This window comes from Pseudomonas sp. D1HM, from assembly GCF_019266105.1.
GTDB classification, from domain to species: domain Bacteria; phylum Pseudomonadota; class Gammaproteobacteria; order Pseudomonadales; family Pseudomonadaceae; genus Aquipseudomonas; species Aquipseudomonas taetrolens.
Map to the genome: position 1 here is coordinate 19,557 of NZ_LRMN01000010.1, position 23,508 is coordinate 43,064.

Sequence of the window (23,508 nt, forward strand, 5' to 3'; positions counted from 1 at the left end):
TCCCTAAGGAGGTATCAAGCGATGAAAGGTCTGAGAAGTGTGTACTGGGTTGCACAGCCCGACAGTCATTCATCCTGGGTAAAACGCTTGCTCGTGCGCGTCGCCCGCTGGCATCAGCTGTCGCGGGAAAGGGCCAGCCTGAGGAAAATCAGTGATGCGGCGCTCAAGGATCTTGGGTTGAGCAGGGCGGACATCGAGATCGAAAGCCATCGGGCTTTTTGGGATGACCCGTTCAACAAGTGAGTCCGCAACGCCTGAAGCCCTCGCGCCACCTTCTTACGCAAAGAGACGGCGGCGTGAGGGCTTTTCAATTCAGCGCCTGACCTGCTTGAGTGTCTCGGCAATCAGGAAGGCCAGTTCCAGTGACTGATCGGCGTTCATCCGCGGGTCGCAGTGAGTGTGGTAGCGGTCCGACAGGCCGTCTTCGGTGATCGGTCGGGCCCCGCCGATGCACTCGGTGACGTTCTGCCCGGTCATCTCGATATGAATCCCGCCGGCATAACTGCCTTCGGCCTCATGCACCTGGAAGAACTGCTTTACCTCGCCGAGGATCTGAGCAAAGTCGCGGGTCTTGTAGCCGCTGCTGGCCTTGATAGTGTTGGCGTGCATCGGGTCGCAACTCCAGAGCACTTGCTTGCCTTCGCCTTCTACGGCGCGGATCAGCTGCGGCAAATGATCGCCGACCTTATTGGCGCCCATGCGCACGATCAGGTTCAGGCGGCCCGGGTCATTATCGGGGTTGAGAATGTCGATCAGGCGGATCAGCTCTTCGGTATTCATGCTCGGTCCGACCTTGACCCCGATCGGGTTGTTCACCCCGCGCAGAAACTCCACGTGAGCCCCGTCAAGCTGACGCGTTCGGTCGCCAATCCACAGCATGTGCGCCGAGCAGTCGTAATAATCATTGGTCAGACTGTCGCGGCGGACAAAGGCTTCTTCGTAGTTCAGCAACAGCGCTTCGTGGGCGGTAAAGAAGCTGGTTTCGCGCAGTTGAGGCGAGCTGTCCATGCCACAGGCACGCATGAAGGCCAGTGTTTCGTCGATGCGCGTGGCCAGTTGGCTGTACTTTTCCGCCAGCGCCGAATTGGCGATGAAGTCCAGGTTCCATTTGTGCACCTGGTGCAGGTCGGCAAAGCCGCCCTGGGCAAAGGCACGTAGCAGGTTCAGGGTGGCGGTGGACTGGTGATAGGACTGCAGCAGGCGCTCCGGATCGGGGACGCGGCTTTTTTCATCGAAGCCGATACCGTTGACGATATCGCCGCGGTAGGCCGGCAGCGTGATGCCGTTGATCGTTTCATCATTGGCCGAGCGCGGTTTGGCGAACTGTCCGGCCATGCGCCCGACCTTGACCACCGGGCAGCCCGCGGCAAATGTCATGACGATGGCCATTTGCAGGAGCACCTTGAAGGTGTCGCGGATCTTGGCAGCCGAAAACTCGGCAAAGCTTTCGGCGCAGTCGCCGCCTTGCAGCAGAAAGGCGCGGCCCTGAGTGACTTCGGCAAATTGACGGCGCAATTCACGGGCTTCCCCGGCAAACACCAGCGGCGGATAACTCGCCAGGCTTTGCTCGACGCGCAGCAAATGAGCCGCATCAGGGTAGTGGGGTTGTTGCTGGATCGGCAGGGCGCGCCAGCTGTCAGGGCTCCAGGGTTGGCTCATCGCAGACTCAAATATTCATGGGGATGCTGCATGTTAGCAGCAATTAGTGCGTGACCTGCTGCGCTGCAATGGCCGACAATCTGCGTTTTCTGCTCGGCGCCGAGTGGTAGTTTTTTAACGCGATGCCCGGGACAGGCCGGGGCGCGGCAAGGAGAGGAAATGTCTGAGGAGCGCGTTGAGCGTCTGCTCGCTGAAGTCCATGATGACTTCGGCACGATTCGGGTGCTGGAGGTGGAAGACTACCGCTTCCTCGAATTTGGCGATGCGATCGAGCAAAGTTGTGTATTCACCGCTGATCCCAGTTGGCTCGAATACGACTACACCCGCGCCATGCTGATTGGCGCACTGTGCCCTGAAGCCCCTGAAAGCGCTCTGTTCCTGGGGTTGGGGGCGGGCACCCTGACGCAAGCCTGCCTCAAGTTTTTGCCCCTCGAAGATGTTGAAGCCATTGAGCTGCGCCCCGACGTGCCGCGTCTGGCCATCGAATACCTGGGGCTGGACGATGACCCACGGCTGTACATCCGCATCGGTGATGCTCTGGAGCTGCTGGACAGCGCCGAGCCCGCCGACCTGATCTTCGTCGACCTGTACAACGACCTGGGCCCCGCTGCCGGTCATCTGGCGTGGACATTCCTCGAGAACTGCCAAAAGAAGCTCGCCCCCAACGGCTGGCTCATCATTAATCAGTGGGCAACCGATGACGGCAAACCGCTAGGCGCGGCCCTGTTCCGTGGCTTGTACCATCGCCATTACTGGGAACTGCCCGTCAAGGAAGGCAACGTTATCCTGCTGGTTCCCGGCGATCTCGATCAGACCCTGGACATGGACGCGCTGATGGCGCGGGCACAAGCCCTGGCCCCACGCCTGGGCTATTCGCTGGAGTCGCTGATCAAGGCTATTCGTCCGGCCACCTGACGCAACAAGATGAACCGTTTTAGCGTTTGCCCCTGCGGGGCCAGGGGCTGACGATATTTTCGCGATCGAAAATATCGTCAAAGCCCCCTCCGTAGAGGCATACAGACGATTGCGCCCTAAAAAAGCGCTTCTTTTTTTTGATAAATCCGGTATAGTGCGCGCCGGCCTTTAGCCGGGCCACGTTTAGGTGTTGCATTTCCCGAAGCACGCTTCGGCTGCTCGTCCGTTTCGCGGACTACCCTGAACGCTCCATTCATTTAAACGTTTTCGCAAATCCCCGCCGACAAAGCAGCCAGGGCGACTCTTGAGTCTTACACGGCATGCGCAGCTTTGGAGCATGGGTCTTTGCGGATGCACTTAGAGGCAGACCCATGACCCAGGAAACCGGCGGCTTCGCCGCTTTTAATCTTAATCCGAATATTCTTGCAGCCGTCATCGCGACTGGCTACGAAGAGCCTTCGGCTATTCAGCAGCAATCGATCCCGATCATCATGGCCGGTCACGACATGATTGGTCAGGCGCAAACCGGTACGGGTAAAACCGCCGCGTTCGCCCTGCCGATCCTGCACCGCATCGATCCTGCTAAGCGCGAGCCGCAAGCCCTGATCCTGGCGCCAACCCGTGAGTTGGCGCTGCAAGTAGCAACCGCTTTCGAAACCTACGCCAAGCAAATGCCGGGCGTTACTGTTGTAGCCGTTTACGGCGGCGCCCCGATGGGCCCACAACTGAAAGCAATCCGTAATGGCGCACAGATCGTTGTCGCCACTCCGGGCCGTCTGTGCGACCACTTGCGTCGTGACGAAAAAGTATTGGCAACCGTGAACCACCTGGTTCTCGACGAAGCCGACGAAATGCTCAAACTGGGTTTCATGGACGACCTCGAAGTTATCTTCAAGGCCTTGCCACCGACCCGTCAGACCGTATTGTTCTCGGCAACCTTGCCGCAGTCGATCCGTGCCATTGCTGAACGCCATCTGCGCGATCCGCAACACGTGAAGATCCAGACCAAGACTCAGACCGTTACCGCGATCGAACAGGCTCACCTGTTGGTTCACGCTGACCAGAAGACCTCGGCTGTATTGAGCCTGCTGGAAGTTGAAGATTTCGACGCGCTGATCATGTTTGTGCGTACCAAGCAAGCGACCCTGGATCTGGCCAGCGCCCTTGAAGCCAAAGGCTACAAAGCCGCTGCGCTGAACGGTGACATTGCTCAGAACCAGCGTGAGCGCGTTATCGATTCCCTCAAGGATGGCCGTCTGGACATCGTTGTAGCGACTGACGTAGCTGCTCGTGGTCTCGACGTTCCACGTATCACCCACGTGTTCAACGTTGACATGCCTTACGATCCAGAGTCCTACGTTCACCGTATCGGCCGTACTGGCCGTGCAGGTCGCGAAGGTCGTGCGCTGTTGCTGGTAACGCCGCGTGAGCGCCGTATGCTGCAAGTGATTGAGCGTGTAACCGGTCAAAAGGTTGCTGAAGTCCGCCTGCCGGATGCTCAGGCCGTTCTCGATGCACGCATCAAGAAACTGACCAACAGCCTGGCGCCACTGGTTGCTGACGCTGAATCGACTCATGGCGAGTTGCTGGATCGTCTGACTGCCGATATCGGTTGCAGCCCGCGTGCCCTGGCCGCAGCCCTGCTGCGCAAGGCAACCAACGGTCAGGCCCTGACCCTGGCTGCCATCGAGCGTGAGCGTCCACTGGTGCCTAACAGCGCACCGCGTGAGCGTTCCGAGCGTTCGGGTGACCGTCCGGATCGTGGTGATCGCGAGCGTCGTGCTCCGGTTCCATTGGCCGAAGGCCGTGCTCGTTGCCGTACCGCGCTGGGTGCGCGTGATGGTATCGCTGCCAAGAACCTGCTGGGCGCTATCCTCAATGAGGGTGGCCTGGCACGTGAAGCAATCGGTCGCATCCAGGTGCGTGACAGCTTCAGCCTGGTAGAACTGCCGGAAGATGGCCTGGAAAAACTGCTGGCTAAGTTGAAAGACACCCGCGTTGCCGGCAAGCAGCTCAAGCTGCGTCGCTATCGCGAAGATTAATCACTGCTGCAGTGATTGATCGCTAAAAAAATCCCCGACTGGTTCGGGGATTTTTTTGCCTGCAATTTGCTGTAGACGCTGGCGCAGGCTGCGATAAGGGCTACAGATTTGGGTCAATCAAACCGGTAGATATCCATCCCCAGCGCGCCCAGAGTCCAGCCCTGGTGAGCCAGGCCGAACGACCCGCCTGCCCCGCGGGCAAAATACAGCGGCAACAGATGTTCGTCAGTGGGGTGGCTGCGCACTGCAAACGGCGCATGACGACGGTAATCGTGAAGTGCAATTTCATCGTCAGCGGTGAGCTTGTCGATCATCCAGTCGCGAAAGGCCTTGGCCCACGGCTCAATGCTTTCAGGCCCTGCCTGCCAGTCCAGTTCGCGCAGGTTATGAGTGATGCTGCCCGAGCCAATGAGCAAAATGTCTTCGTTGCGCAAGCTGGACAGCGCACGGCCTATCTCGGTTTGACCTGTCGGGCCGAGCTGGCTGGGCAGCGAGATTTGTACGAGCGGAATGTCGGCCGCTGGGTACATCAATGACATTGGTACCCAGGCGCCGTGGTCGAATGGCCGTTTGGCGTCCAGCCTGGCCGTCAGGCCGTGGGCTGCGAGCAGCTCAACAATCCGTGCGGCCAGGGCGGGTTCGCCCGGGGCCGGGTATTGCACGGCAAACAGGGCAGGGGGGAAGCCTCCAAAATCATGCCAGGTGGCCGGTGCGGGGTGACTGGTGACACTCAGTTCAGGGCTTTCCCAGTGGGCCGATACCAGTACGATCGCTTTTGGGCGGGGTAGCCCGGCGGCCAGGCGCTTCAAGGCAGGACCGCTGGCGCCGGGCTCCAGCGCGAGCATCGGGGAGCCGTGCGAGATGAACAGGCTGGGCAGCATGGTGAGGGTCCTCAGAGGTAAGATGCGCTATCTTCAGTCGGATCATTGATCTAAATCCAATATAAGTTTTAGTGCTTATTTATCGAATTTAAAGGTGAATCATGCAGCCCGAATTTTGGCACGACCGCTGGAACCGCAATCAGATCGGCTTTCATCTGGAGGAGGTCAATCCGTACCTTCAGCGTCATTGGCCAGCGCTTGATCTGGCCCAGGGCGGTCGCGTACTGGTGCCGTTGTGCGGAAAAAGCCTGGATTTGAGCTGGCTGGCTTCAACAGGCTATGAGGTGATGGGGATAGAGCTGTCCCAGACCGCCGTAGAGTGCTTTTTCACTGAGCAGCAGGTCACGCCGCAGGTTCGCCAGCAAGGCGCCTTCACGGTGTACGAGGCGGGGCCGGTGACAATCTGGTGCGGAGACTTTTTTGCCCTGGGTGCGGCGGATGTCGCGGACTGTGTCGGGATCTATGACCGGGCGGCAATCATTGCCTTGCCACCCGAGATGCGCGAAGCCTATGTGCAACACCTGTCACGGATTTTGCCGCAGGGCTGCAAGGGCTTGTTGATCACGCTTGATTATGAGCAGAGCGAAATGAAGGGGCCGCCATTCTCGGTGCCGGATGCCGAGGTTCAGCGTTTGCTGGGGCCTGCCTGGGCATTGGCAATCATCGAACAGCCAGACATCCTTGGTCAGAGCTGGAAGTTCCTCAAGGGCGGGGCCACCCGGCTGGTGGAGAGGGTGTATCGGCTGCAAAAAACGGCCTGAAATGGATGGGCATAAAAAAGGGCGACCCGGGTCGCCCTTTTTTAATGGCCGCGGGTATTAACCGCGACGACGCAGTGCGTCAATGCGCTCTTCCAGAGGCGGGTGGCTCATGAACATCCGCGCCAGGCCTTGTTTGAGCCCGCCATTGATGCCAAAGGCCGCCATGGTGTCCGGCATGTGCACCGGCAGGCCTTGCTCCGAGCGCAGGCGCTGCAGGGCGCCGATCATGGCTGCAGTGCCGGCCAACTGAGCGCCGGCTTCGTCTGCGCGGAACTCACGCTTGCGCGAGAACCACATCACGATGGCGCTGGCCAGGAAACCCAGCACCAGTTCGGCAAAGATGGTCGCGACGTAATACGCAATGCCGCGGCCTTCATCGTTCTTGAACACCACTTTGTCGACAAAGTTGCCGATGATGCGGGCGAAGAACATGACGAAGGTGTTTACCACGCCTTGCACCAGTGCCAGCGTGACCATGTCGCCGTTGGCAACGTGGCCGATTTCATGGGCCAGTACGGCTTTCACTTCATCGGGCGAAAAACGCTCCAGCAAGCCCTGGCTGACAGCGACCAATGCATCGTTCTTATTCCAGCCCGTGGCAAAGGCGTTTGCCTCGTAAGCCGGGAAAATCCCCACTTCAGGCATTTTAATCCCGGCTTCGCGGGACAATTGTTCAACGGTTTGCATCAACCATTGTTCGTGACGGGTACGAGGCTGAGTAATCACCTGGGTGCTGGTGCTCATTTTCGCCATCCATTTCGAGATGAAAAGCGAGAACAAAGACCCGGCGAAACCAAAGACTGCACAGAATACCAACAGCTGATTGAGGTTCAGATCAACCCCGTTGGCCGCCATGAACCCGTCAAAGCCGAACAGGCTCAAGGTGATGCTGGCTATCAGCACGACCGCCAGGTTAGTGGCCAAAAACAGCAGGATGCGCATCATGGTTGTAAGAATCTCCTCGTCTTAAGGGTGTTGCCGTATGCGGGTATATAAGGTGCTGCTACAGGCTATTCAACCGAGTGACTATTTCAAACTGTGTCCTACAGCTGGATTCTGATTCAAGGCCAGCCATTTCCTAATACGGATTGACTTTTTTTTGGCCCGAAAATTCAGTTGCGGCCCTGTAAATATTGGGCGCTGTCATGTCTTGACGTGGGTAAGGTGGCGAAAGAAGCGGGGCTGGGGGCGCGGGTGAAGTTTTTTTCATTCGACACATGTTGTGCGACTTTTCCTTGGTCGCACACCATGTAAAGAAATTACTGACAGCAGGTTATCAATAATTTCCAGATCGGATTCTCGGTGTCCTGCACGCGTTTACTGGCTGTAGGTTTTCAGGAAGTTACCGATGCGGCCAATGGCCTGATCCAGCTCATCGACACGCGGCAAGGTCACGACGCGGAAGTGGTCGGGCCACGGCCAGTTGAACGCGGTGCCCTGAACCACCAGCAGCTTTTCCGAGAGCAGCAGGTCAAGGACGAACTTTTCATCGTTCATGATCGGACACACTTTAGGGTCGATCCGCGGGAAGGCGTACAGCGCGCCCATCGGTTTAACGCAACTGACGCCAGGGATGTTGTTCAACAACTCCCAGGTACGGTTGCGTTGCTCCAGCAGGCGACCGTTTGGCAGCACCAGGTCATTGATGCTCTGGTAGCCGCCCAGCGCGGTCTGGATGGCATGCTGGCTAGGCACGTTGGCGCACAGGCGCATGTTGGCCAGCATATCGATGCCTTCGATGTAGCCTTGGGCGTTGTGCTTGGGCCCTGAGATGGCAATCCAGCCGGAGCGGAAACCCGCGACCCGGTACGATTTGGACAGGCCGTTGAAGGTCAGGCACAGCACATCCGGGGCCAGCGAGGCCGTACAGATGTGAACGGCGTCATCGTAAAGGATCTTGTCGTAGATCTCGTCGGAGAACACCACCAGGTTGTGTTGGCGTGCCAGCTCGAGCATGCCCTGCAGCACTTCCCTGGAATACACCGCACCGGTCGGGTTGTTCGGGTTGATGATGACCATGGCCTTGGTGTTCGGGGTGATCTTGGCCTTCATGTCTTCCAGATCAGGCCACCAGTTGGCCTGCTCGTCACACAGGTAGTGCACCGGGTGGCCGCCCGCCAGCGTCACAGCGGCAGTCCAGAGCGGATAGTCCGGTGCGGGCACCAGCACTTCATCGCCATTGTTAAGCAGTGCTTGGAGCGACATCACGATCAGCTCGGAAACACCGTTGCCCAGGTAGATGTCTTCGATCCCGACGCCTTCTACCTCTTTTTGCTGGTAGTACTGCATCACCGCCTTGCGGGCACTGAACAACCCCTTGGAGTCGCTGTAGCCCTGGGCTGTCGGCAGATTGCGGATCACGTCCTGAAGGATCTCGTCCGGCGCTTCAAAACCAAAAGGTGCCGGGTTGCCGATATTCAGCTTGAGGATGCGATGTCCTTCCTCCTCCAGTCGTTTGGCGTGCTTGAGCACTGGGCCGCGAATGTCATAGCAGACGTTGGCGAGCTTGTTTGATTTGCTGACCTGCATGGCGATGTGATCCCGAAAATGAACGATCCAGACAGTGAGGACACTGTTGCGCTGGGAAATTCTGCGTTTTCACACAGTAACTAACACCGCTTCGCTTCAAGAATCCGTTTGAATGCAACTTGAGCGGGTGCCAGACTGGCGCATAACGAGGCCCAATCATACGTGCCGCCCGACCCCTGGAAAAGCCACAGGTCGGGGTTTTTCAGCAGCAGAGGCAGAACAATGGAAAAGTTGAGCAAAACCCTGGATGAATGGAAGGCCATGCTCGATCCGGAGCAGTACAACGTGTGCCGCCTGAAAGGCACCGAACGCCCATTTTCGGGCAAGTACAACGCAACCAAAACCGAGGGTGTTTATCACTGCGTGTGCTGCAGTCAGCCACTGTTCGACTCCAGCGCCAAGTTCGATTCGGGTTGTGGCTGGCCGAGCTTTTATCAGCCGATTGGCGACAGTGCGATGGTCGAGATCCGTGATGTGAGCCACGGGATGATTCGTACCGAAGTGGTCTGCGCCACCTGCGATGCGCACCTGGGACACGTATTCCCCGATGGCCCGCCGCCCACCGGGCTGCGTTACTGCATCAACTCGGTCTGCCTGGATCTGGTTCCCCGCGACTGACTTTTCGAGGCCTGGCATGAACGACAACTTGCTCGATATCCCTTGTATCACCCTCGACGGCCAGCACAAGACGCTGGCGGAGTACGAGGGCAAAGTGCTGCTGGTGGTCAATACGGCCAGTAAATGCGGCTTCACTCCGCAATACGCCGGGCTTGAAGCGCTGTGGCAGCAATACAAGGATCGCGGTCTGGTCGTGCTGGGCTTCCCGTGCAATCAGTTCGGGCAGCAAGAGCCCGGTGACGAGGCGGCCATTGCCGGGTTTTGCGAAGTGAATTTCGGTGTGAGCTTCCCGCTCTTCAAGAAGGTCGAAGTCAATGGCAACCAGGCGCATCCGCTGTTTGTCCAGTTGAAAACGCGCGCGCCCGGGCTGTTGGGGTCTCAACGCATCAAATGGAACTTCACCAAGTTTCTGATCAGTGCACAGGGGCAGCGGGTTAAACGCTATGCCCCGACCACCAGGCCAGAAGCACTCAAAAGTGATATCGAAGCCTGTCTGTAGCTGCGGGCCTGCTCGCGATGCAGGCAGCGCGGCAGGTCGTTCAACCTGGCTGATCCCGCCGCGAGCACGCGCTTGCTCCTACAGGGGGGGATGCGGCACCCAAGTGTCGAGCAGGGCGGCGAGTTCTTCGCGACGGAACGGTTTGGCCAGGTAGTCGTTCATGCCTGCCGAGCGGCAGCGCTCACGTTCTTCGGGCATGGCATTGGCCGTCAATGCGACGATGGGCAGCTCCGGCCAGCGCCCGCTGTGCCGGATTTGGCGGCTAGCCTCGTAGCCATCCATCACCGGCATGTTGCAGTCCATCAGCACCAGATCAAAGTTGTGCTGTTCCAACTGACTGAGTGCTTCGCCGCCATGGGCTGCGACCACCACGTCACATCCCAATTTGCTCAACATTCCCTTGGCCACCAGTTGATTGACCGGGTTGTCTTCGACCAGCAGGATGCGTGCGCGATGCGACACTGGCTTGCTGTCGACGGGGGTGCCGGTGTTTTCGCCGGCCTCTTTTTGCAGCAATAACTGCAGGCTTTGATACAACGCATGCCGTGACAGAGGACGGGCTTTTTGCTGTAACGGGGCAAGCGCCTTGACTTGATCCCCGGGCATGAAATTGCCATAGGCCGTAACCAGCAAAATGGGCGCGCTGATGGCGGGGCGCAGGCCAAACAGGCATTCGGGACAGTCCGTAATCAGCAGTTGCGGGTCGATGCCGGCCAATGAATCGTTCATTGAAAAGCGCTGATAATTCACCCCCCATAATGGCAAATACAGGCTCAGCAACTCGCTCAGGCCGCTGCTTGCAGCACTGACCGCAATGACACAGCCAGACAACTGTTTTGGCGGCGGCGCAGGGGTATGGCAGGGCAGGGGCAGTTCGGCACAGAACTGGCTGCCAAAGCCGACTTCTGAGCTGATGGTCAACCGCCCTTGCATGACTTCGCACAGGCTGCACGTCAGCGCCAGCCCCAGGCCTGTGCCGCCGAACTGGCGAGTGATACCGGCTCCTGCCTGGGTAAAGGGTCTGAATATCTTTGCCTGGGCTTCTTGGGCGATGCCAATGCCGGTGTCACACACCTCGATGCGAACACGATCGTCCTGGGCGTGAAGACGTACATCCACACGGCCAAAGCGGGTGAATTTCAGTGCGTTGGACAGCAGGTTACTGACGATTTGGCGAACCCGGGTCGGGTCTCCCAGCACCAGCGCAGGGAAGTGCGGGTCGATCAGGCAGGTCAGCTCGACACTGGGGGCTGCGTTCTGCGATAGCAGGTTGGCCGTATCCTCAACCAGCGCGCCGAGGTCGAACGCGATATGTTCAAGCTCCAGTTGGCCGGCATCGAATTTCGACAGGTCGAGGATGTCGTTCAACAGTTCGACCAGCACTTTGCCCGAATCGTGGGCAATCGATAGCTGCTGGTGTTGCTCGGCATTCAGCGGGCTGTCCAGGCACAGAGCCAGCATGCCAAGCAGGCCGTTGAGAGGGGTGCGTATTTCGTGGCTCATGTTGGCCAGAAAGGCCGATCGTGCCTGAGCCATCTCCAGTGCGGTGCTTCGTGCGGTTTCAAGCGCTTGATTGGACAGGCAGAGCCGGTCGTTGATTGCTTTCAGTTCTTGAGTGCGTGCCGATACGATGGTTTCCAGCTGCGCCAGGTATTCGGTCAGGCGGTTCTCGGCGTTGCGTCGATGTTCAATTTCACGGGCCATGGCGTCGAATTGCTGGTTGGCGGCATTGACCAGCACGCCAATTTCATCGTCTTTATGGCCGGGCGGGCAATGGATCCGCGATTGCTTGGGATCCCCCGGCTTACTGTTACTGAGCTCGCGAATAACCCGCACCAGCGGCTGGGTCAGCATCACGTAAAACAAACCCAGGAGGATGAATATCAAGATCAGGCTGCGGGCAAAACCGGATAAGAGCGTGATTTCGGCGCGGTGCAGGAATCGGCTGCCAAACGGATAAGTGTCCACTTCAACGTGCAGTACACCCACGCTTTGTTCAGGCAAGTGATCGAAGTACAGCCGGTCGTCAAATGAGCGGTTGGTCCCGAATAAAAAATCACTGAGTGCCCGATAACGTCCATCTTCAGGTTGATCCCGTACCGAGGCGAGCGCCGCTTTATCGTTATCAAGGATCTGCACGCCAACGATTGCCGGTGAGCGCAACAAGCCCAGCGCCAACTCCTGGGCGAGTTCTGAGTCCAGGTTGTAGGCAATGCGTGATGCCGGGTTATGACTGATCTCAAGCAGTGAGTCGATTTCACGATTGATAGCCGCGTTTTCGCTGGCATAATCGATGCCGATTTGCAGCAGGCTGAGCAATGTCCCCAGAATAAAGCCGACCAGCACTGTCAGCCTTGCTTGCTTGAAAGACAGGCGGTGAGCGAGTTTTATATCCATAGGGTGCTGCACCTGATTCCATTTTCTGTCGGCGGGCAAGAGTAGTCGATTAACGACCTGACCGGCAGGCGAACTGCGCTGTTTCCGGGTATTGCATGTGAGTCGGCTCGTAGAGGGACGTTCCATGCATGCATCACTAACATGCCATCCATGTGTATCAGTCCAAGGAGATATTGTGGAGTCTAAACTGAATGCCTTCCTAGAGCGTGCCGAAGCGGTTCTGGCGCGTCTTGAGCCGCTGTTGCCGGCCCCTCGTGAGCCCATCGACTGGCACGATTGTCTGGCTGCCCGATGGCAACGTGAGGGGCGTTCGGGTTATCTGATGCCGCTGGATGTCAGCCTTGAAATGCGTCTGACAGACTTGATCGGTGTCGATAATCAGCGTGATCAGTTGGGCCGCAATACTAAACAATTCATCGACGGGCTGCCGGCCAATCATGCCCTGCTTTGGGGGTCGCGCGGTACTGGCAAGTCCTCGCTGATTCGGGCCTTGCTCGCGGAGTATGCATCGGCGGGCTTGCGCCTGATTGAAATCGAACGTGATCATCTGGCCGACCTGCCGCGTGTGGTTGAACAGCTGCAGGGGTTGGGGCAACGATTTGTCTTGTTTTGCGATGATTTGTCCTTCGAGGCTGGCGAGAGCGATTACCGGGTGCTGAAAAGCGTGCTTGATGGTTCGCTGGAGCAGGCTCCGGACAACGTCTTGCTCTACGCCACCTCTAATCGCCGGCACTTGGTGCCTGAAAAAGAGAGCGACAACGAAAACTGGAAGAACGTCGATGGCGAACTGCACCCCAACGAAGCGGTGGAAGACAAGATTGCCTTGTCCGATCGTTTCGGTCTCTGGCTGTCGTTCTATCCCTTTACCCAGGAACACTTCCTGAGTGTCGTCGAGCACTGGATTGATGTACTGGCCGGCAAAGCCGGTTTGCAATGGCAGCGCGATGAGGCGCTGGATATTTTGGCCGTACGCTGGGCGACCGGGCGTGGCAACCGTAACGGCCGCTGTGCTTATCAGTTCGCACGTTACTGGGTTGGATTGAAACTCTTGGAGCAAGCTCATGATTGATTTGAACGCCACGGGCGCGGGCCTGGACGGCTACGCCTTGCTAAAGGCCCAGTTGGAGTCCTTGCTGGCGGATGAACGCGATTTTATTGCCAATGCGTCACAGTTTTCGGCTTTTTTGTACCACCAGCTTGAAGACTTGAACTGGGCGGGGTTTTACCTGAATCGCGATGAAGAATTGGTGCTGGGACCGTTCCAGGGCCAGATCGCCTGCGTCCGTATTCCTTTCGGGCGGGGTGTGTGCGGGGCGGCGGCGGCAAGCAGGCAAACCCAGCGCGTGGAAGATGTACACGCGTTTCCCGGGCATATTGCCTGCGACAGTGCTTCCAACAGCGAGTTGGTGGTGCCTTTGATCAAGGAGGGTCGTCTGATCGGCGTACTGGATCTGGACAGTCCTTGTATAGGCCGGTTTACAGAGCAGGATCAGCAAGGGATTGAAGCCCTGGCTGCCATTTTCATGCGTTTGAGCGAGTGCTGATCATCAATTGATGTGCAGCCAGCCCTGAGCCTCGACGCATCGCCCCGGGCGATGTGTTCAGGCTCGAAAGCGCCGCGCATCCAGCGTTACGCTCTGGACCTGGCCAGCTCCCGGGTCAACGCCCGCTCCAGAGACATCATGGCGTTTTTCACGGCCTCGCGGCTTGGTTCAAGTGTGGACGGGCTGGCGTGTTCCAGTGTTTCGCAGTGCCTGATCAGTTCATGGGCCCCCACAATTCTCGCGGCGCCCTTTATCCGGTGAGCAATCTCGGCAAAACGTTGCAAGCCGTCTTCGGGACGCAGTTCAAGCAGCACCTTGAGATCCTGTCGGTTGCTGCGCAACAGCTCTTCAAGCAAGTGCTGGATTTGTGCGTCGTCTTGCCCTGAAAGCGAGTAGAGGCTTTCTGTGTTAAACACGTTTTCCGACGGGGTGAGCGGCTCAAGCCTGTTCAAGCGTTGGTTCAAGAGTGTCAGGCTGATGGGCTTGAACAGGCAGTCGTCCATGCCTGCCTGCTGGCAACGCAAGCGTTCCTCGGGTTGAGCATTGGCAGTGAAACCCAGCACCGTACAGCGCTGGCGTTGCGACGCCTGCTCATGCGCGCGGATGGCCCGGGTCAGGTCATAGCCGTTCATCACTGGCATGTTGCAGTCAGCGATAACCAGGTCGAATGTGCCTTCTTTCCAGAGATCAAACCCGGCAGCCCCGTTCTGCGCGGTGGTAAAACAATGCCCCAGGAACCCCAGCTGCTGGCACATCAACAAACGATTGGCAGGATGGTCGTCTACCACCAGCACGTTTAACGGACAGGTGGCGGGGGTGATTTCCGGTTCTTGTGTGGCGGGGGACAAGCCAGGTGCCAGTCTCGGGATCCTGAGCGAGACACGTACCTGAGTACCTGCGTTCGGCTGACTACTCAGCTCGAGGCTGCCCCCCATCATTTCGCACAGGCTGCGACATATCACCAGCCCTAGCCCGGCGCCATTGAGCGCCAGTTGGCCGCTGTTTTCAACTTGGGCAAAGGGTTCGAACAAACGTGCCTGATCAGCTTCACTGATGCCGATACCGGTGTCTGTAACGCTCATGTGCAGTTCAACCTGATCCGCGTTCCCGGTTGGCAGCATATTGATTTCGAGAATGACCTGGCCGCGCTCGGTGAACTTGATGGCATTGCTGACCAGATTGGTCAGGATTTGCTTGAATCGAAGCGGGTCGATCAGCACGTGGGTGACCTGGTCGGCCGGTTTGAAAATCAATGAGAGGCTCAGGTTTTTTTGTCGGGCCAGTCCATCGAAGACACGGATCACCGAGTGTGCCAGGTCTTGCAGATTGACCCGTTCCGGAGACAGATTCAGCCGCCCCGACTCGATGCGGGCGATGTCCAGAATGTCGCCGATCAACTCCAGCAGGTCTTTGGCCGAGTTATAGGCGACTTCGATGGAGGGGCGGTCAAGGTGCCCCTGGTCTGCACGCTTGAGGGTGAGCTCCAGCAAGCCGATGACGGCGTTCATCGGGGTTCGGATCTCATGACTCATGGTGGCCAGGAACGTACTTTTGGCGCGGTTGGCGTCATCTGCCAGCTCCTTGGCTGTGCGCAGTTCATCGAAAAGCTGGCGCCGGTCGCTGATGTCGATCCAGCCGCCAATGATGCCCTGTACTTCACCCAGAGAGTCCCGGTAGGGCAGGATCCAGTGGTAGATAGTGAGCGTTCTGTCGCCGATATGCAGCGGGCGGTCGACGATCATCGGTGTGCCTTCGCGCATGACCCTCAGGTAGTCGGCCTGATAATCATGGGCTTCGTGCTCGTTGTTCAGAATGCTGCAGGTCTGCATCACCGTTTTGCCGATGACGTCTTCGCGTCTGGCCGAAAAGGCCTTCAAGTAGCTGTCGTTGCAGGTTTGCAGAACCCCTCGGCGATCACGGACATAAATCGGGTGAGGGGTGCCATCGACCAGCGCCCGCATGAACTCGAACTGATCGTTCAGGGCCCGTTCGGCCATTTCCCGTTGACGAATCTGGCGCCGCATATAGGCATTCCAGAGCAGCGACAACATCAACAACAGGCTTGTGCCGATGATGACCTGGTAAATCAGGCGGTGGTAATTGCGCCAATAAGTGTCGGATGCCGGTACGTATCCGCGCCAGCGGCTATTGATGATGCCCAGTTCATCAGGCGCAATGCTGAGCAATGCCTTGTTGAGGATTGAGCTCAACTCGGTGGCATCCCGGGCGGTGGCCAATGAGAACGTTGCGGGTTGCGTGCCGATCGTTGCGCTGATCTGCAAGCGATTCTGAAACAGTTGGGATGACAGCAGATAGTTGGCAATGACCAGGGTGCTGACCGCGCCTTGCACTTCGCCTTGCGCCAATAATTCCGTGGCGTGATAAAGATCGCCGGTTTCGACCAGCGATATCTGCGGGTACTCTTTGCGCAGGTAGTCGGTCAGGGGGTTGCCCAGGGGCAGGGCCAGGCGTTTACCGGCCAATTGTTCAAGGCTTGACGGCTGCTCGTAGCCTTTGGTGGTGAGCAGGACAAAGGAGTTCTCGAGATAGGGGCGGCTGAAATGAAGGGCGTTTTCCCGAAAAGTCGAAGGGCTGATGGCCGAGATGATGTCGGCCTCATGCCGATTGATCATTTCGATCATGGCGTTGACGCTGCGTGCTCGCTGTACTTCGAAGCGTAGCCCGGTGCGCAGGCGTATGACTTCCAGCAGGTCGGCCGTGATTCCCCTGAAGTTTCCTTCTGAGTCAATAAAGGTCAGGGGGGCCAGTGTGTCATTGATCACCACTTTGACGACCGGGTGCCGGGCCAGCCAGCGCTCCTCGCGCTCCGTCAGTTGCAATTTCTGGTCGGTCAGCAGTATGTCGCTGCCAGCGCTCCAGCGTTTGGCAATGCTCTCCCGCTCAGAGTTGGGGACCGCGCTGAGTGTGGCATTGATGATGTCCAGCAATTGGGTGTTATCGCGGCGTACGGCAAAACTGAAACCGTGAGCTTCGTGCTTGCCGAAATTGGCCATTTTGATGTTTTTCAGATACCCCTTGTTGATCATGTAGTGAGTTGACACCGTGTCCCCCAGGAACACGTCGGCCTGATCGAAAGCCACTGAGTTGATCGCATTTTGATAAGACGGGTATGACTGGATGATTGCCTTGGGATAAAGCGCTTTGACTTCATCCAGAGGCAGATAATGGTAGACCATGCTCAAGCGCAAGCCTGCAAGACCCTGGGAGAGCGAGCGCGTCTCTCCCTCGCGGGTCACCAGCACAGGCTGGTCGATGGCATAAGGCCGGGAAAGTTTCAGCTCAGGGTTGGCAGCCTCGAAACCGTTCGAAGTGCCGAGCAGGTCAATCCTGCCGTCTTCAAGTGCCTGGATGGCAGCGTCCCGGGACGGAAAACGCTGCACGGTGATCGATACGTTCAGGGCGTTGGCCAGAAGGCCGACGTAATCGGCAGTGAAGCCTTCATAGTCCTGACTGCTGACGGTCATGTCGAACGGTGGATAGTCCGGGTAGGAAGCTCCCACCACGAGTTCGCGTTTCTCCTGAAGCCAGTAGCGCTGCTTTTTATCCAGCGGGACTTCCATGTGATAGGTGCCCGAACGGCTGAGCAGGGAATAGCGTTCTGTTCGTAATGAGTCGGCAAACACGGGCACGCAGAAGAGTACGCCTGCGAGCAGTGATAGGTACTTGTTTAACCGCGTGGGCATCCTGTTTCTCACACTAAGGCGTTACGTTTGGCCAGTTCGATGAGATCAACCAGGGAGTCGGCCTTTAATTTTTGCATGAGCCGCTTTTTGTAAGTGCTCACGGTTTTATTACTCAGGAACATGCCGGTGGCAATTTCCTTGTTTGTTTTGCCTTGGGCAAAGAGCTTCAGAACCATGAGTTCACGGTCGTTGACTAACTTGAATAGCTCGATTTCGGAAAAGTTGTCGTCCTCGTGTTTTTCAGGAGTCAATGCTTGGCTGGGGAAGTAATTGTAGCCAGAGAATACCGCCTTTATCGCGCTGATAAGTTCACTGAGGTCTTCCTGTTTGCATACATACCCGGCAGCCCCTGATTGCATGCAGCGCATCGCGAACAATGCGGGTGACTGAGCTGTCAGGACCAGTGTTTTCAAGGTCGAATTCATTGCGTTGAAGCGCGCCAGAACTTCCAGGCCATCAAGTTTTGGAATGCTGATGTCGAGAATGATCAAGTCAGGGACGCACTCGCGGATCATTTGCATTGCATCTACACCATTGTCGGTTTCGCCGACTATTTCATACCCTTCATGCTCTAACAACATGCGAATGGCCAACCGGATTACCGGGTGATCGTCGACAATAAAAACCGTGTTCATGTGGGATCCCCATAAAGTACTGCATAGAAAGCGCGCACCTTAGCTTAGATATATGGATGGGGACACGAATCGAGCGGCCTACAAACGTAGTATGGGAATATTCCTACATTAAATAAGGCGTAGACTCACGATTTAATTAATGGGTGGCAGGTGTCTGGAAGCGCCTTGGTGTCGGTTTTTTAATGTAAAACTTTGTGTGTGCTTACATATTATTTGTAGTTGCAGGACTATTCCTACAGTTGCTTTCTTATATAAGGCTGGGTGTTTAATTTGGCGACTTTCACGTTTAAATAAACAAGTGATGAACTGTGTACTCACTCGCGCGGTGACACCCAGTGTCCTGGTTAAAGGACACTGGTTACTCTCCGGTTTATAGGGCGTATCGGCCAGGTTCAGACCTGACCTGAGCGCCCGGTCATTGCTCTGGCCATTTCAGTGGCATAGCTGTCGGTCATCCCCGCAATAAAGTCGATGATGCGCATGAATGAGCGATGCAAGGGCCAGTGCGGGTCGGGCGCGTTATTACCTAGCAGATCCAGGATGCGACGGCTTTTGAAGGACGGCGTACGACCGCCATGTTGCTCAAGTGCAGCGCTGCAAAAGGCATTGAGCAGAATTTCAAGCGTGGTGTAGGCACCGATTTCATGCAGGGTTTTGCGTTTGTCCTGAAAGATTCGGTTCCGTGCCATGTTTTTGGCATCCAGCACACAGCGCTTTGCAGGGCCATGCATGTGCTCGACCAGATCCTCCGGCAGGGTACCCGCCAGCAAGGCGTCCTGCTGTTCGACAAACGCCTTCGCAGCGGCGTTGGTCAGGTGCTCGATCGCTTTGCCGCGCAAGATCGCCAGTTTGCGCCGCTGGGAATCCCTCGGGCCCAGCTGACGATAGGTTTGCGGCAAGTCATCGCCTACCAGATTCAGCAGCAGGGACTCGACTTCGGCGTACCCCAGCAGATCCATTTCCAGACCGTCTTCCAGGTCGATCAGCGCGTAGCAAATGTCATCGGCCGCTTCCATCAGGTACACCAGGGGATGACGTGCCCAGCGCTGGTCTTCTATCTGGGGCAGGCCCAGCTTGTGGGCAATGCCTTCAAGCAGATGCAACTCGCTTTGGTAGCACCCGAACTTGTGTTTCTTGTAGCCCAGGGAGTCCGCATGGCGCGCTGTCCACGGGTATTTGAGAAAGGTGCCCAGCGTGGCGTGGGTCAGGCGAGTTCCCCCATCGAACTGGTGGTATTCCAGTTGGGTGAGCACCCTGAAGCCCTGCGCATTGCCTTCGAAGCTCAGGAAGTCGTTGCGCTCCGCCTCGCTCATGTCATCCAGCCAGCCGCGGTCAGCCGCCTGGAGAAACCAGTTGCGTATGGCGTCTTCACCGGAATGACCAAACGGCGGATTGCCGATGTCATGGGCCAGGCAGGCCGATTGCACCACCATGCCCAGGTCGGCGGGATCGCACCATTCAGGCAAGACGCTGCGGATGGTTTCGCCTACGCGCATGCCCAATGAACGGCCCACGCAACTGACTTCGAGCGAGTGGGTGAGCCGGGTGTGGATATGATCGTTGCTGGTGACGGGATGAACCTGGGTTTTTCGCCCGAGGCGCCGGAATGCGCCCGAAAAAATGATCCGGTCATGGTCCTTGTGGAAAGGACTGCGCCCAAGCTCTTCGGGACTCGGGTGAGGTTTGCCAAGGCGTTCGCGATTAAGCAGGGTATGCCAATCCAAGGCGCTGTGCTCCGTAAGTGACTGATGACGCAGCTTCTCGCCTCAGGCTTGATGGCGCAAGGGGGAGCAACGTTTAGTCGCGCTCGGCAGGCCTGGGTGGCGGGGGAGGAATCATCCGAGGCTGCGATCTTCTGGTTCGAGGTCGGGCAAGCATGGGTTGCCTTGCCTCCAGAAGATCGCTTCCTTTGCGAGTGAGCGCTGTGTGTCGCCCGGAATTCACGGTTTGCGCGAAGAGCCCTGGATGATCATCTTGATCAGTGGCAGCAGGCCTGTCGTCAGTCCGATCAAGCGCGACATGCCGCCGCCTTTGCTCTTGGCGCCTTTGCCGGTGAGGAACCCGAGCAGGGTCACCGCCCCGATACCCCACAAAGGTGCATGCTTGAACCCCAGGCTTTCTCGCCAGTTGCTGGTCATGCCACGCATTTTGAGCAAAGGCTCCATCAACTGTTGGGATTCGTGGCGAATCTCTTGGCGATGCATTTCCATCCGCAAGCGGATCAGCATTTTGCGCATTTCCCGGCGTGAGGGGTTATGCGGCATTTCAGGCAGGCTCATGGCAGCAAGCGCTCGCGGTCTTTGGCCAGCTCTTCGAGCGTGGCGTTGAAAGGAGAGGATTCGTCGAACACGGCGGCTTTGAGGCGCAGGCCACAGAATACAGCGGCGATCGCGTAAAACAGGCACAGTCCGATAATGCCGGGAAGCCGGTAGCTGTCCCACAACAGTATCAGCACCAGTGCTGAAAGCCCCACCAGCAGCAGCAACCCGAACACCAGTGCCAACCCGGCAAATAGCAACAGGCTGACGGTGCGCGCTTTCTGCTCCTGCAGTTCAATGCCCAGCAGCTCGACATGGCTGTGCAGCAGTCCCAGAAACGCAGCGCCCAAGCGCCGCGGTGAAGAACGAGAGGAGTCGGAGTCTTCGTTTGTCATATCAGCGCCGAGTTGCTAGCAGACCAATCAAAAAACCAACGCCAGCCGCGATACCCACTGACTGCCAAGGGTTTGTCTGAACATACTCTTCAGTGGCAACCATAGCGGCCTGGCCACGGGCTTCCAGCGTTTCCTTGCCTTCTTCCAGGGACTCGCGGGCTTTGAGCAGGCTTTCTTTGATTTGCTCACGCAGTTCGTCGACCTGGTCGCCAGCCAAAGACGCAGTGTGTTCCAGCAGACGTTCGGTGTCGCTGACCAGGGCCTGGAAATCCGCCATCAGTATGTCTTGAGCATTCGTTGCTGTTTTGCGGGCCATGATGAACTCCATTAGTGGCTTCTTGAGGGTTCGAGTGTAGGCACTCGTTGAAGGTTCACTGCATTTCGCGGGGACCGACTGAGTCGGTCAAGACAGTAGCTTAAATTACTCGGTCTCGCGGGAAAAACCGGGAACGTCACGGGGATCGTTCTCTTCAAAACAGCCTTCCAGTAAGTGGTAACGACCAACCCGAACTTCATCCACCCGGCGTTGCACGGTTTTTTCCGGCAGGCCGAGCATGATCAGTGCGTGGGAAGCGAGCATCAGGCTCGACTCCAGCAACTCGGGCACGACTTCAGTAGCGCCTGCGGCCTTGAGTTCAGTGAGCAGGCTGTCATCCCGGGTCCTGACCAGAACAGGTACCGTGAGTGTAATGCGTCGGGCTTCCTTGAGTACGTTCATGGCAATCTCGGTGTTATCCACCGCGATGACCAGCAGGCGAGCACGGTCCAGGCCCACCGCGCGCAATAGATCCCCTCGACGGGCATCACCGTAATGCACGCTGTTGTCGGTTTTTGTTGCTTCCTGAATACGATCCGGATCGTAGTCCAGCGCGATGAAGTCCAGCCGTTCCTGACGCAGGAACCGGCCAATGGACTGCCCGACGCGGCCATAGCCGCACATCACGACGTGCCCTTGCAGTTCGGCGCTCTGAGACGCGATGTCTTCCAGTTCAGCCTCTTCAAAAGACTTGTGGTGCAAGCCTGCGGCGATTTTCGGCGCAGCGCGCAGCAGCAGAGGGGTGAGTAACATTGAGGTGAACGTGGCAGCCAGCAAGTGGCCCGCCATATTCGCCGGGATCAGTGAGTTCAGTTGCATCTGCGCCATCAGCGCAAAACAGAACTCGCCGCCCTGAGCCAATGCCAATCCACTGCGCCACGCTGTTTCGCCGTCACTGCCACGCAACTTGACCAGCACCGCGACCACGCAGCCTTTGATCAACATCAGGCCCAGTGTCAGGCCCATGATCAAAAAGCCGTCATGGATGAACAGTTGCAGGTCGATCAGCATGCCGATGCTGACGAAAAACAGGCCAAGCAGGATGTCGCGGAAAGGGCGGATGTCGGCTTCGATCTGATGCCGGTAGTGACTTTCACCCAGCAACATTCCCGCCAGGAACGCGCCCAGTGCAGGCGACAGGCCGAGCAGGTGAGTGAGCCAGGCCGTCAGCAGGACGATGACCAGCGCGAGCATGACGAACAGCTCGGCGGAGCGGGAGGCGGCCACTTCGTGAAACAGCCGCGGCAGCAGGTAGCGGCTGGCGAGCAGCAGGCCGACGAACAAAATGATGGTCTTGCCCAGCGTTACCGGTAAGGCCCAATACCAGACCTGATCGCTGTTGCCAGCGAAAACGGGCACCAACGTCAACAGCAGGACCGCGACCACGTCCTGAAACAGCAACACACCGATGGCATTCTGGCCGTGGCGGCTGAAAATTTCGCTCAGGCTGGTGAGCTCTTTGCTAACGATGGCCGTGGATGACAGCGCGAGCCCGGCGCCGAGCAGAAACGCGGCGGTGGGGCTCATGCCAAATGCATACAACAGGCTGCCCAGCACGGCAGTGGTGCAGGCTACTTGCAGGCTGCCAAGGCCAAATACTACTTTGCGCAACGCCAGCATCTTGGGCAGCGAGAATTCCAGTCCCAGCGAGAACAGCAAAAATACAACGCCCAACTCGGCCAAATCAGGCAGGTTAGGGCTGTCGTTGATCCAGTCCAGTGCTGTGGGGCCGACCAGCAGGCCGACGCACAAGTAACCCAGAACCGGTGGTAACTGGAGGCGCCGGAACAGCGCGATGACCACCAGAGATGAGGCCAGGATGATGAGCAAATTGGCAAACACAAAGGTCTTCCTTGTCAGTACGAGTACACAAGTCGCAAGTAATCAAAAGTTCGGGTCTTACAACGCAGTCACAGACTCTATCAATTGCTTAAGCATGGCGCTGATGCACATCATCGCTTAACGCGAATTCTTCCGGATATGGAGCAAGCGTAGTCGCCCGATGCTGACGGGGGTGACTGCATTCAGAAAATTCTCCGGGTCGACGCGGGCTGGCAAGGCTCTTAAACTGAAGGCCTATTTAATTCAGGCCGTTATTTATGCCACCCGAATGTCAACTGTTCGGCACATTGGGCTGCCACCTCTGCGAAATTGCCGAAGAGGTAGTAATGCCTTTGGTTGAGCATGGGCTGATGGTTGAACTGGTCGACATTGCCGACAGTGACGCCTTGCTTGAAGCCTACTCTTTGCGGATTCCGGTCCTGCGTCGTGTCGATACCGGTGAAGAGCTTGGCTGGCCGTTTGATGCCGAGCAGGTCGTGCACTTTCTTCAGTAGCGGCTGTGTTTGAGGGGAT

21 protein-coding genes are annotated in these 23,508 nt (G+C 57.5%); 9 read left to right on the forward strand and 12 right to left on the reverse strand.

Annotated elements, in window-relative coordinates:
- Positions 1-21 precede the first annotated feature (21 nt).
- Positions 22-243, forward strand: coding sequence for a DUF1127 domain-containing protein (locus AWM69_RS13560; RefSeq protein ID WP_218727161.1), 222 nt, complete (start codon positions 22-24; stop codon positions 241-243).
- Positions 244-312: 69 nt separating this feature from the next.
- Here the strand turns inward: AWM69_RS13560 and AWM69_RS13565 are convergent, their stop codons facing one another.
- A complete protein-coding gene (locus tag AWM69_RS13565) occupies positions 313-1,659 on the reverse strand; it encodes a class II 3-deoxy-7-phosphoheptulonate synthase (RefSeq protein ID WP_131655352.1) in 1,347 nt (448 codons plus the stop codon).
- A gap of 159 nt (positions 1,660-1,818) precedes the next feature.
- Between AWM69_RS13565 and AWM69_RS13570 the strand changes: the two genes are divergently transcribed.
- Complete coding sequence (locus AWM69_RS13570) at positions 1,819-2,574, forward strand: spermidine synthase (RefSeq protein ID WP_048382294.1); 756 nt, start codon at positions 1,819-1,821, stop codon at positions 2,572-2,574.
- A 371-nt stretch (positions 2,575-2,945) separates the two neighbouring features.
- A complete protein-coding gene (locus tag AWM69_RS13575) occupies positions 2,946-4,616 on the forward strand; it encodes a DEAD/DEAH box helicase (protein ID WP_048382295.1) in 1,671 nt (556 codons plus the stop codon).
- Between the two features lie 113 nt (positions 4,617-4,729).
- Here the strand turns inward: AWM69_RS13575 and AWM69_RS13580 are convergent, their stop codons facing one another.
- On the reverse strand, positions 4,730-5,497 hold the full coding sequence (locus AWM69_RS13580; protein ID WP_218727163.1) for a class III extradiol ring-cleavage dioxygenase: 768 nt from the start codon (positions 5,495-5,497) through the stop codon (positions 4,730-4,732).
- 101 nt (positions 5,498-5,598) lie between these two features.
- Here AWM69_RS13580 and AWM69_RS13585 point away from each other — a divergent pair, with 101 nt between their 5' ends.
- Positions 5,599-6,258: a thiopurine S-methyltransferase gene (locus AWM69_RS13585; RefSeq protein ID WP_218727164.1), complete on the forward strand. Its 660-nt coding sequence runs from the start codon at positions 5,599-5,601 to the stop codon at positions 6,256-6,258.
- 57 nt (positions 6,259-6,315) lie between these two features.
- Here the strand turns inward: AWM69_RS13585 and htpX are convergent, their stop codons facing one another.
- On the reverse strand, positions 6,316-7,203 hold the full coding sequence (gene htpX, locus AWM69_RS13590) for a protease HtpX (protein WP_048382298.1): 888 nt from the start codon (positions 7,201-7,203) through the stop codon (positions 6,316-6,318).
- A 372-nt stretch (positions 7,204-7,575) separates the two neighbouring features.
- Positions 7,576-8,787, reverse strand: coding sequence for a pyridoxal phosphate-dependent aminotransferase (locus AWM69_RS13595; RefSeq protein ID WP_131655349.1), 1,212 nt, complete (start codon positions 8,785-8,787; stop codon positions 7,576-7,578).
- A 222-nt stretch (positions 8,788-9,009) separates the two neighbouring features.
- Here AWM69_RS13595 and msrB point away from each other — a divergent pair, with 222 nt between their 5' ends.
- Both msrB and AWM69_RS13605 read left to right on the forward strand, forming a co-directional pair.
- Positions 9,010-9,405: a peptide-methionine (R)-S-oxide reductase MsrB gene (msrB, locus tag AWM69_RS13600; RefSeq protein WP_131655348.1), complete on the forward strand. Its 396-nt coding sequence runs from the start codon at positions 9,010-9,012 to the stop codon at positions 9,403-9,405.
- A gap of 16 nt (positions 9,406-9,421) precedes the next feature.
- On the forward strand, positions 9,422-9,904 hold the full coding sequence (locus AWM69_RS13605) for a glutathione peroxidase (RefSeq protein ID WP_218727166.1): 483 nt from the start codon (positions 9,422-9,424) through the stop codon (positions 9,902-9,904).
- A 78-nt stretch (positions 9,905-9,982) separates the two neighbouring features.
- Here AWM69_RS13605 and AWM69_RS13610 read toward each other — a convergent pair whose 3' ends face one another.
- Positions 9,983-12,301: a response regulator gene (locus tag AWM69_RS13610; RefSeq protein ID WP_218727168.1), complete on the reverse strand. Its 2,319-nt coding sequence runs from the start codon at positions 12,299-12,301 to the stop codon at positions 9,983-9,985.
- 175 nt (positions 12,302-12,476) lie between these two features.
- Here AWM69_RS13610 and AWM69_RS13615 point away from each other — a divergent pair, with 175 nt between their 5' ends.
- The gene (locus AWM69_RS13615) at positions 12,477-13,370 is read left to right on the forward strand and encodes an ATP-binding protein (protein ID WP_218727169.1); all 894 of its coding nucleotides are present in this window, start codon (positions 12,477-12,479) and stop codon (positions 13,368-13,370) included.
- Positions 13,363-13,845, forward strand: coding sequence for a GAF domain-containing protein (locus tag AWM69_RS13620; RefSeq protein WP_048382304.1), 483 nt, complete (start codon positions 13,363-13,365; stop codon positions 13,843-13,845). The genes AWM69_RS13615 and AWM69_RS13620 overlap by 8 nt, the downstream gene beginning before the upstream one ends.
- An 86-nt stretch (positions 13,846-13,931) precedes the next feature.
- Here the strand turns inward: AWM69_RS13620 and AWM69_RS13625 are convergent, their stop codons facing one another.
- The 7 genes from AWM69_RS13625 to AWM69_RS13655 form a co-directional block, all read right to left on the reverse strand.
- Positions 13,932-17,549: a transporter substrate-binding domain-containing protein gene (locus AWM69_RS13625; protein WP_218727171.1), complete on the reverse strand. Its 3,618-nt coding sequence runs from the start codon at positions 17,547-17,549 to the stop codon at positions 13,932-13,934.
- 8 nt (positions 17,550-17,557) lie between these two features.
- Positions 17,558-18,184: a response regulator transcription factor gene (locus AWM69_RS13630; protein ID WP_131655343.1), complete on the reverse strand. Its 627-nt coding sequence runs from the start codon at positions 18,182-18,184 to the stop codon at positions 17,558-17,560.
- Positions 18,185-18,576: 392 nt separating this feature from the next.
- Entirely contained in the window at positions 18,577-19,908 is a 1,332-nt protein-coding gene (locus AWM69_RS13635; RefSeq protein WP_131655342.1) for a deoxyguanosinetriphosphate triphosphohydrolase, read from the reverse strand.
- A gap of 216 nt (positions 19,909-20,124) precedes the next feature.
- Complete coding sequence (locus AWM69_RS13640) at positions 20,125-20,463, reverse strand: hypothetical protein (RefSeq protein ID WP_131655341.1); 339 nt, start codon at positions 20,461-20,463, stop codon at positions 20,125-20,127.
- On the reverse strand, positions 20,460-20,837 hold the full coding sequence (locus AWM69_RS13645; RefSeq protein WP_048382309.1) for a phage holin family protein: 378 nt from the start codon (positions 20,835-20,837) through the stop codon (positions 20,460-20,462). The genes AWM69_RS13640 and AWM69_RS13645 overlap by 4 nt, the downstream gene beginning before the upstream one ends.
- A gap of 1 nt (position 20,838) precedes the next feature.
- The gene (locus AWM69_RS13650) at positions 20,839-21,153 is read right to left on the reverse strand and encodes a YqjD family protein (RefSeq protein WP_131655340.1); all 315 of its coding nucleotides are present in this window, start codon (positions 21,151-21,153) and stop codon (positions 20,839-20,841) included.
- Between the two features lie 105 nt (positions 21,154-21,258).
- Positions 21,259-22,995, reverse strand: a complete 1,737-nt coding sequence (locus AWM69_RS13655; protein ID WP_131655339.1) for a monovalent cation:proton antiporter-2 (CPA2) family protein — start codon at positions 22,993-22,995, stop codon at positions 21,259-21,261.
- Positions 22,996-23,252: 257 nt separating this feature from the next.
- Between AWM69_RS13655 and AWM69_RS13660 the strand changes: the two genes are divergently transcribed.
- Positions 23,253-23,489, forward strand: a complete 237-nt coding sequence (locus AWM69_RS13660; RefSeq protein WP_131655338.1) for a glutaredoxin family protein — start codon at positions 23,253-23,255, stop codon at positions 23,487-23,489.
- The last annotated feature ends 19 nt before the right edge of the window (positions 23,490-23,508 follow it).

Bases quoted from the DNA above. Each gene is read 5' to 3' on its own strand.
- AWM69_RS13560 (WP_218727161.1), top strand. From the start codon at position 22: ATGAAAGGTCTGAGAAGTGTGTACTGGGTTGCACAGCCCGACAGTCAT.
- AWM69_RS13565 (WP_131655352.1), bottom strand. From the start codon at position 1,659: ATGAGCCAACCCTGGAGCCCTGACAGCTGGCGCGCCCTGCCGATCCAG.
- AWM69_RS13570 (WP_048382294.1), top strand. From the start codon at position 1,819: ATGTCTGAGGAGCGCGTTGAGCGTCTGCTCGCTGAAGTCCATGATGAC.
- AWM69_RS13575 (WP_048382295.1), top strand. From the start codon at position 2,946: ATGACCCAGGAAACCGGCGGCTTCGCCGCTTTTAATCTTAATCCGAAT.
- AWM69_RS13580 (WP_218727163.1), bottom strand. From the start codon at position 5,497: ATGCTGCCCAGCCTGTTCATCTCGCACGGCTCCCCGATGCTCGCGCTG.
- AWM69_RS13585 (WP_218727164.1), top strand. From the start codon at position 5,599: ATGCAGCCCGAATTTTGGCACGACCGCTGGAACCGCAATCAGATCGGC.
- htpX (WP_048382298.1), bottom strand. From the start codon at position 7,203: ATGATGCGCATCCTGCTGTTTTTGGCCACTAACCTGGCGGTCGTGCTG.
- AWM69_RS13595 (WP_131655349.1), bottom strand. From the start codon at position 8,787: ATGCAGGTCAGCAAATCAAACAAGCTCGCCAACGTCTGCTATGACATT.
- msrB (WP_131655348.1), top strand. From the start codon at position 9,010: ATGGAAAAGTTGAGCAAAACCCTGGATGAATGGAAGGCCATGCTCGAT.
- AWM69_RS13605 (WP_218727166.1), top strand. From the start codon at position 9,422: ATGAACGACAACTTGCTCGATATCCCTTGTATCACCCTCGACGGCCAG.
- AWM69_RS13610 (WP_218727168.1), bottom strand. From the start codon at position 12,301: ATGGATATAAAACTCGCTCACCGCCTGTCTTTCAAGCAAGCAAGGCTG.
- AWM69_RS13620 (WP_048382304.1), top strand. From the start codon at position 13,363: ATGATTGATTTGAACGCCACGGGCGCGGGCCTGGACGGCTACGCCTTG.
- AWM69_RS13625 (WP_218727171.1), bottom strand. From the start codon at position 17,549: ATGCCCACGCGGTTAAACAAGTACCTATCACTGCTCGCAGGCGTACTC.
- AWM69_RS13630 (WP_131655343.1), bottom strand. From the start codon at position 18,184: ATGAACACGGTTTTTATTGTCGACGATCACCCGGTAATCCGGTTGGCC.
- AWM69_RS13640 (WP_131655341.1), bottom strand. From the start codon at position 20,463: ATGAGCCTGCCTGAAATGCCGCATAACCCCTCACGCCGGGAAATGCGC.
- AWM69_RS13645 (WP_048382309.1), bottom strand. From the start codon at position 20,837: ATGACAAACGAAGACTCCGACTCCTCTCGTTCTTCACCGCGGCGCTTG.
- AWM69_RS13650 (WP_131655340.1), bottom strand. From the start codon at position 21,153: ATGGCCCGCAAAACAGCAACGAATGCTCAAGACATACTGATGGCGGAT.
- AWM69_RS13660 (WP_131655338.1), top strand. From the start codon at position 23,253: ATGCCACCCGAATGTCAACTGTTCGGCACATTGGGCTGCCACCTCTGC.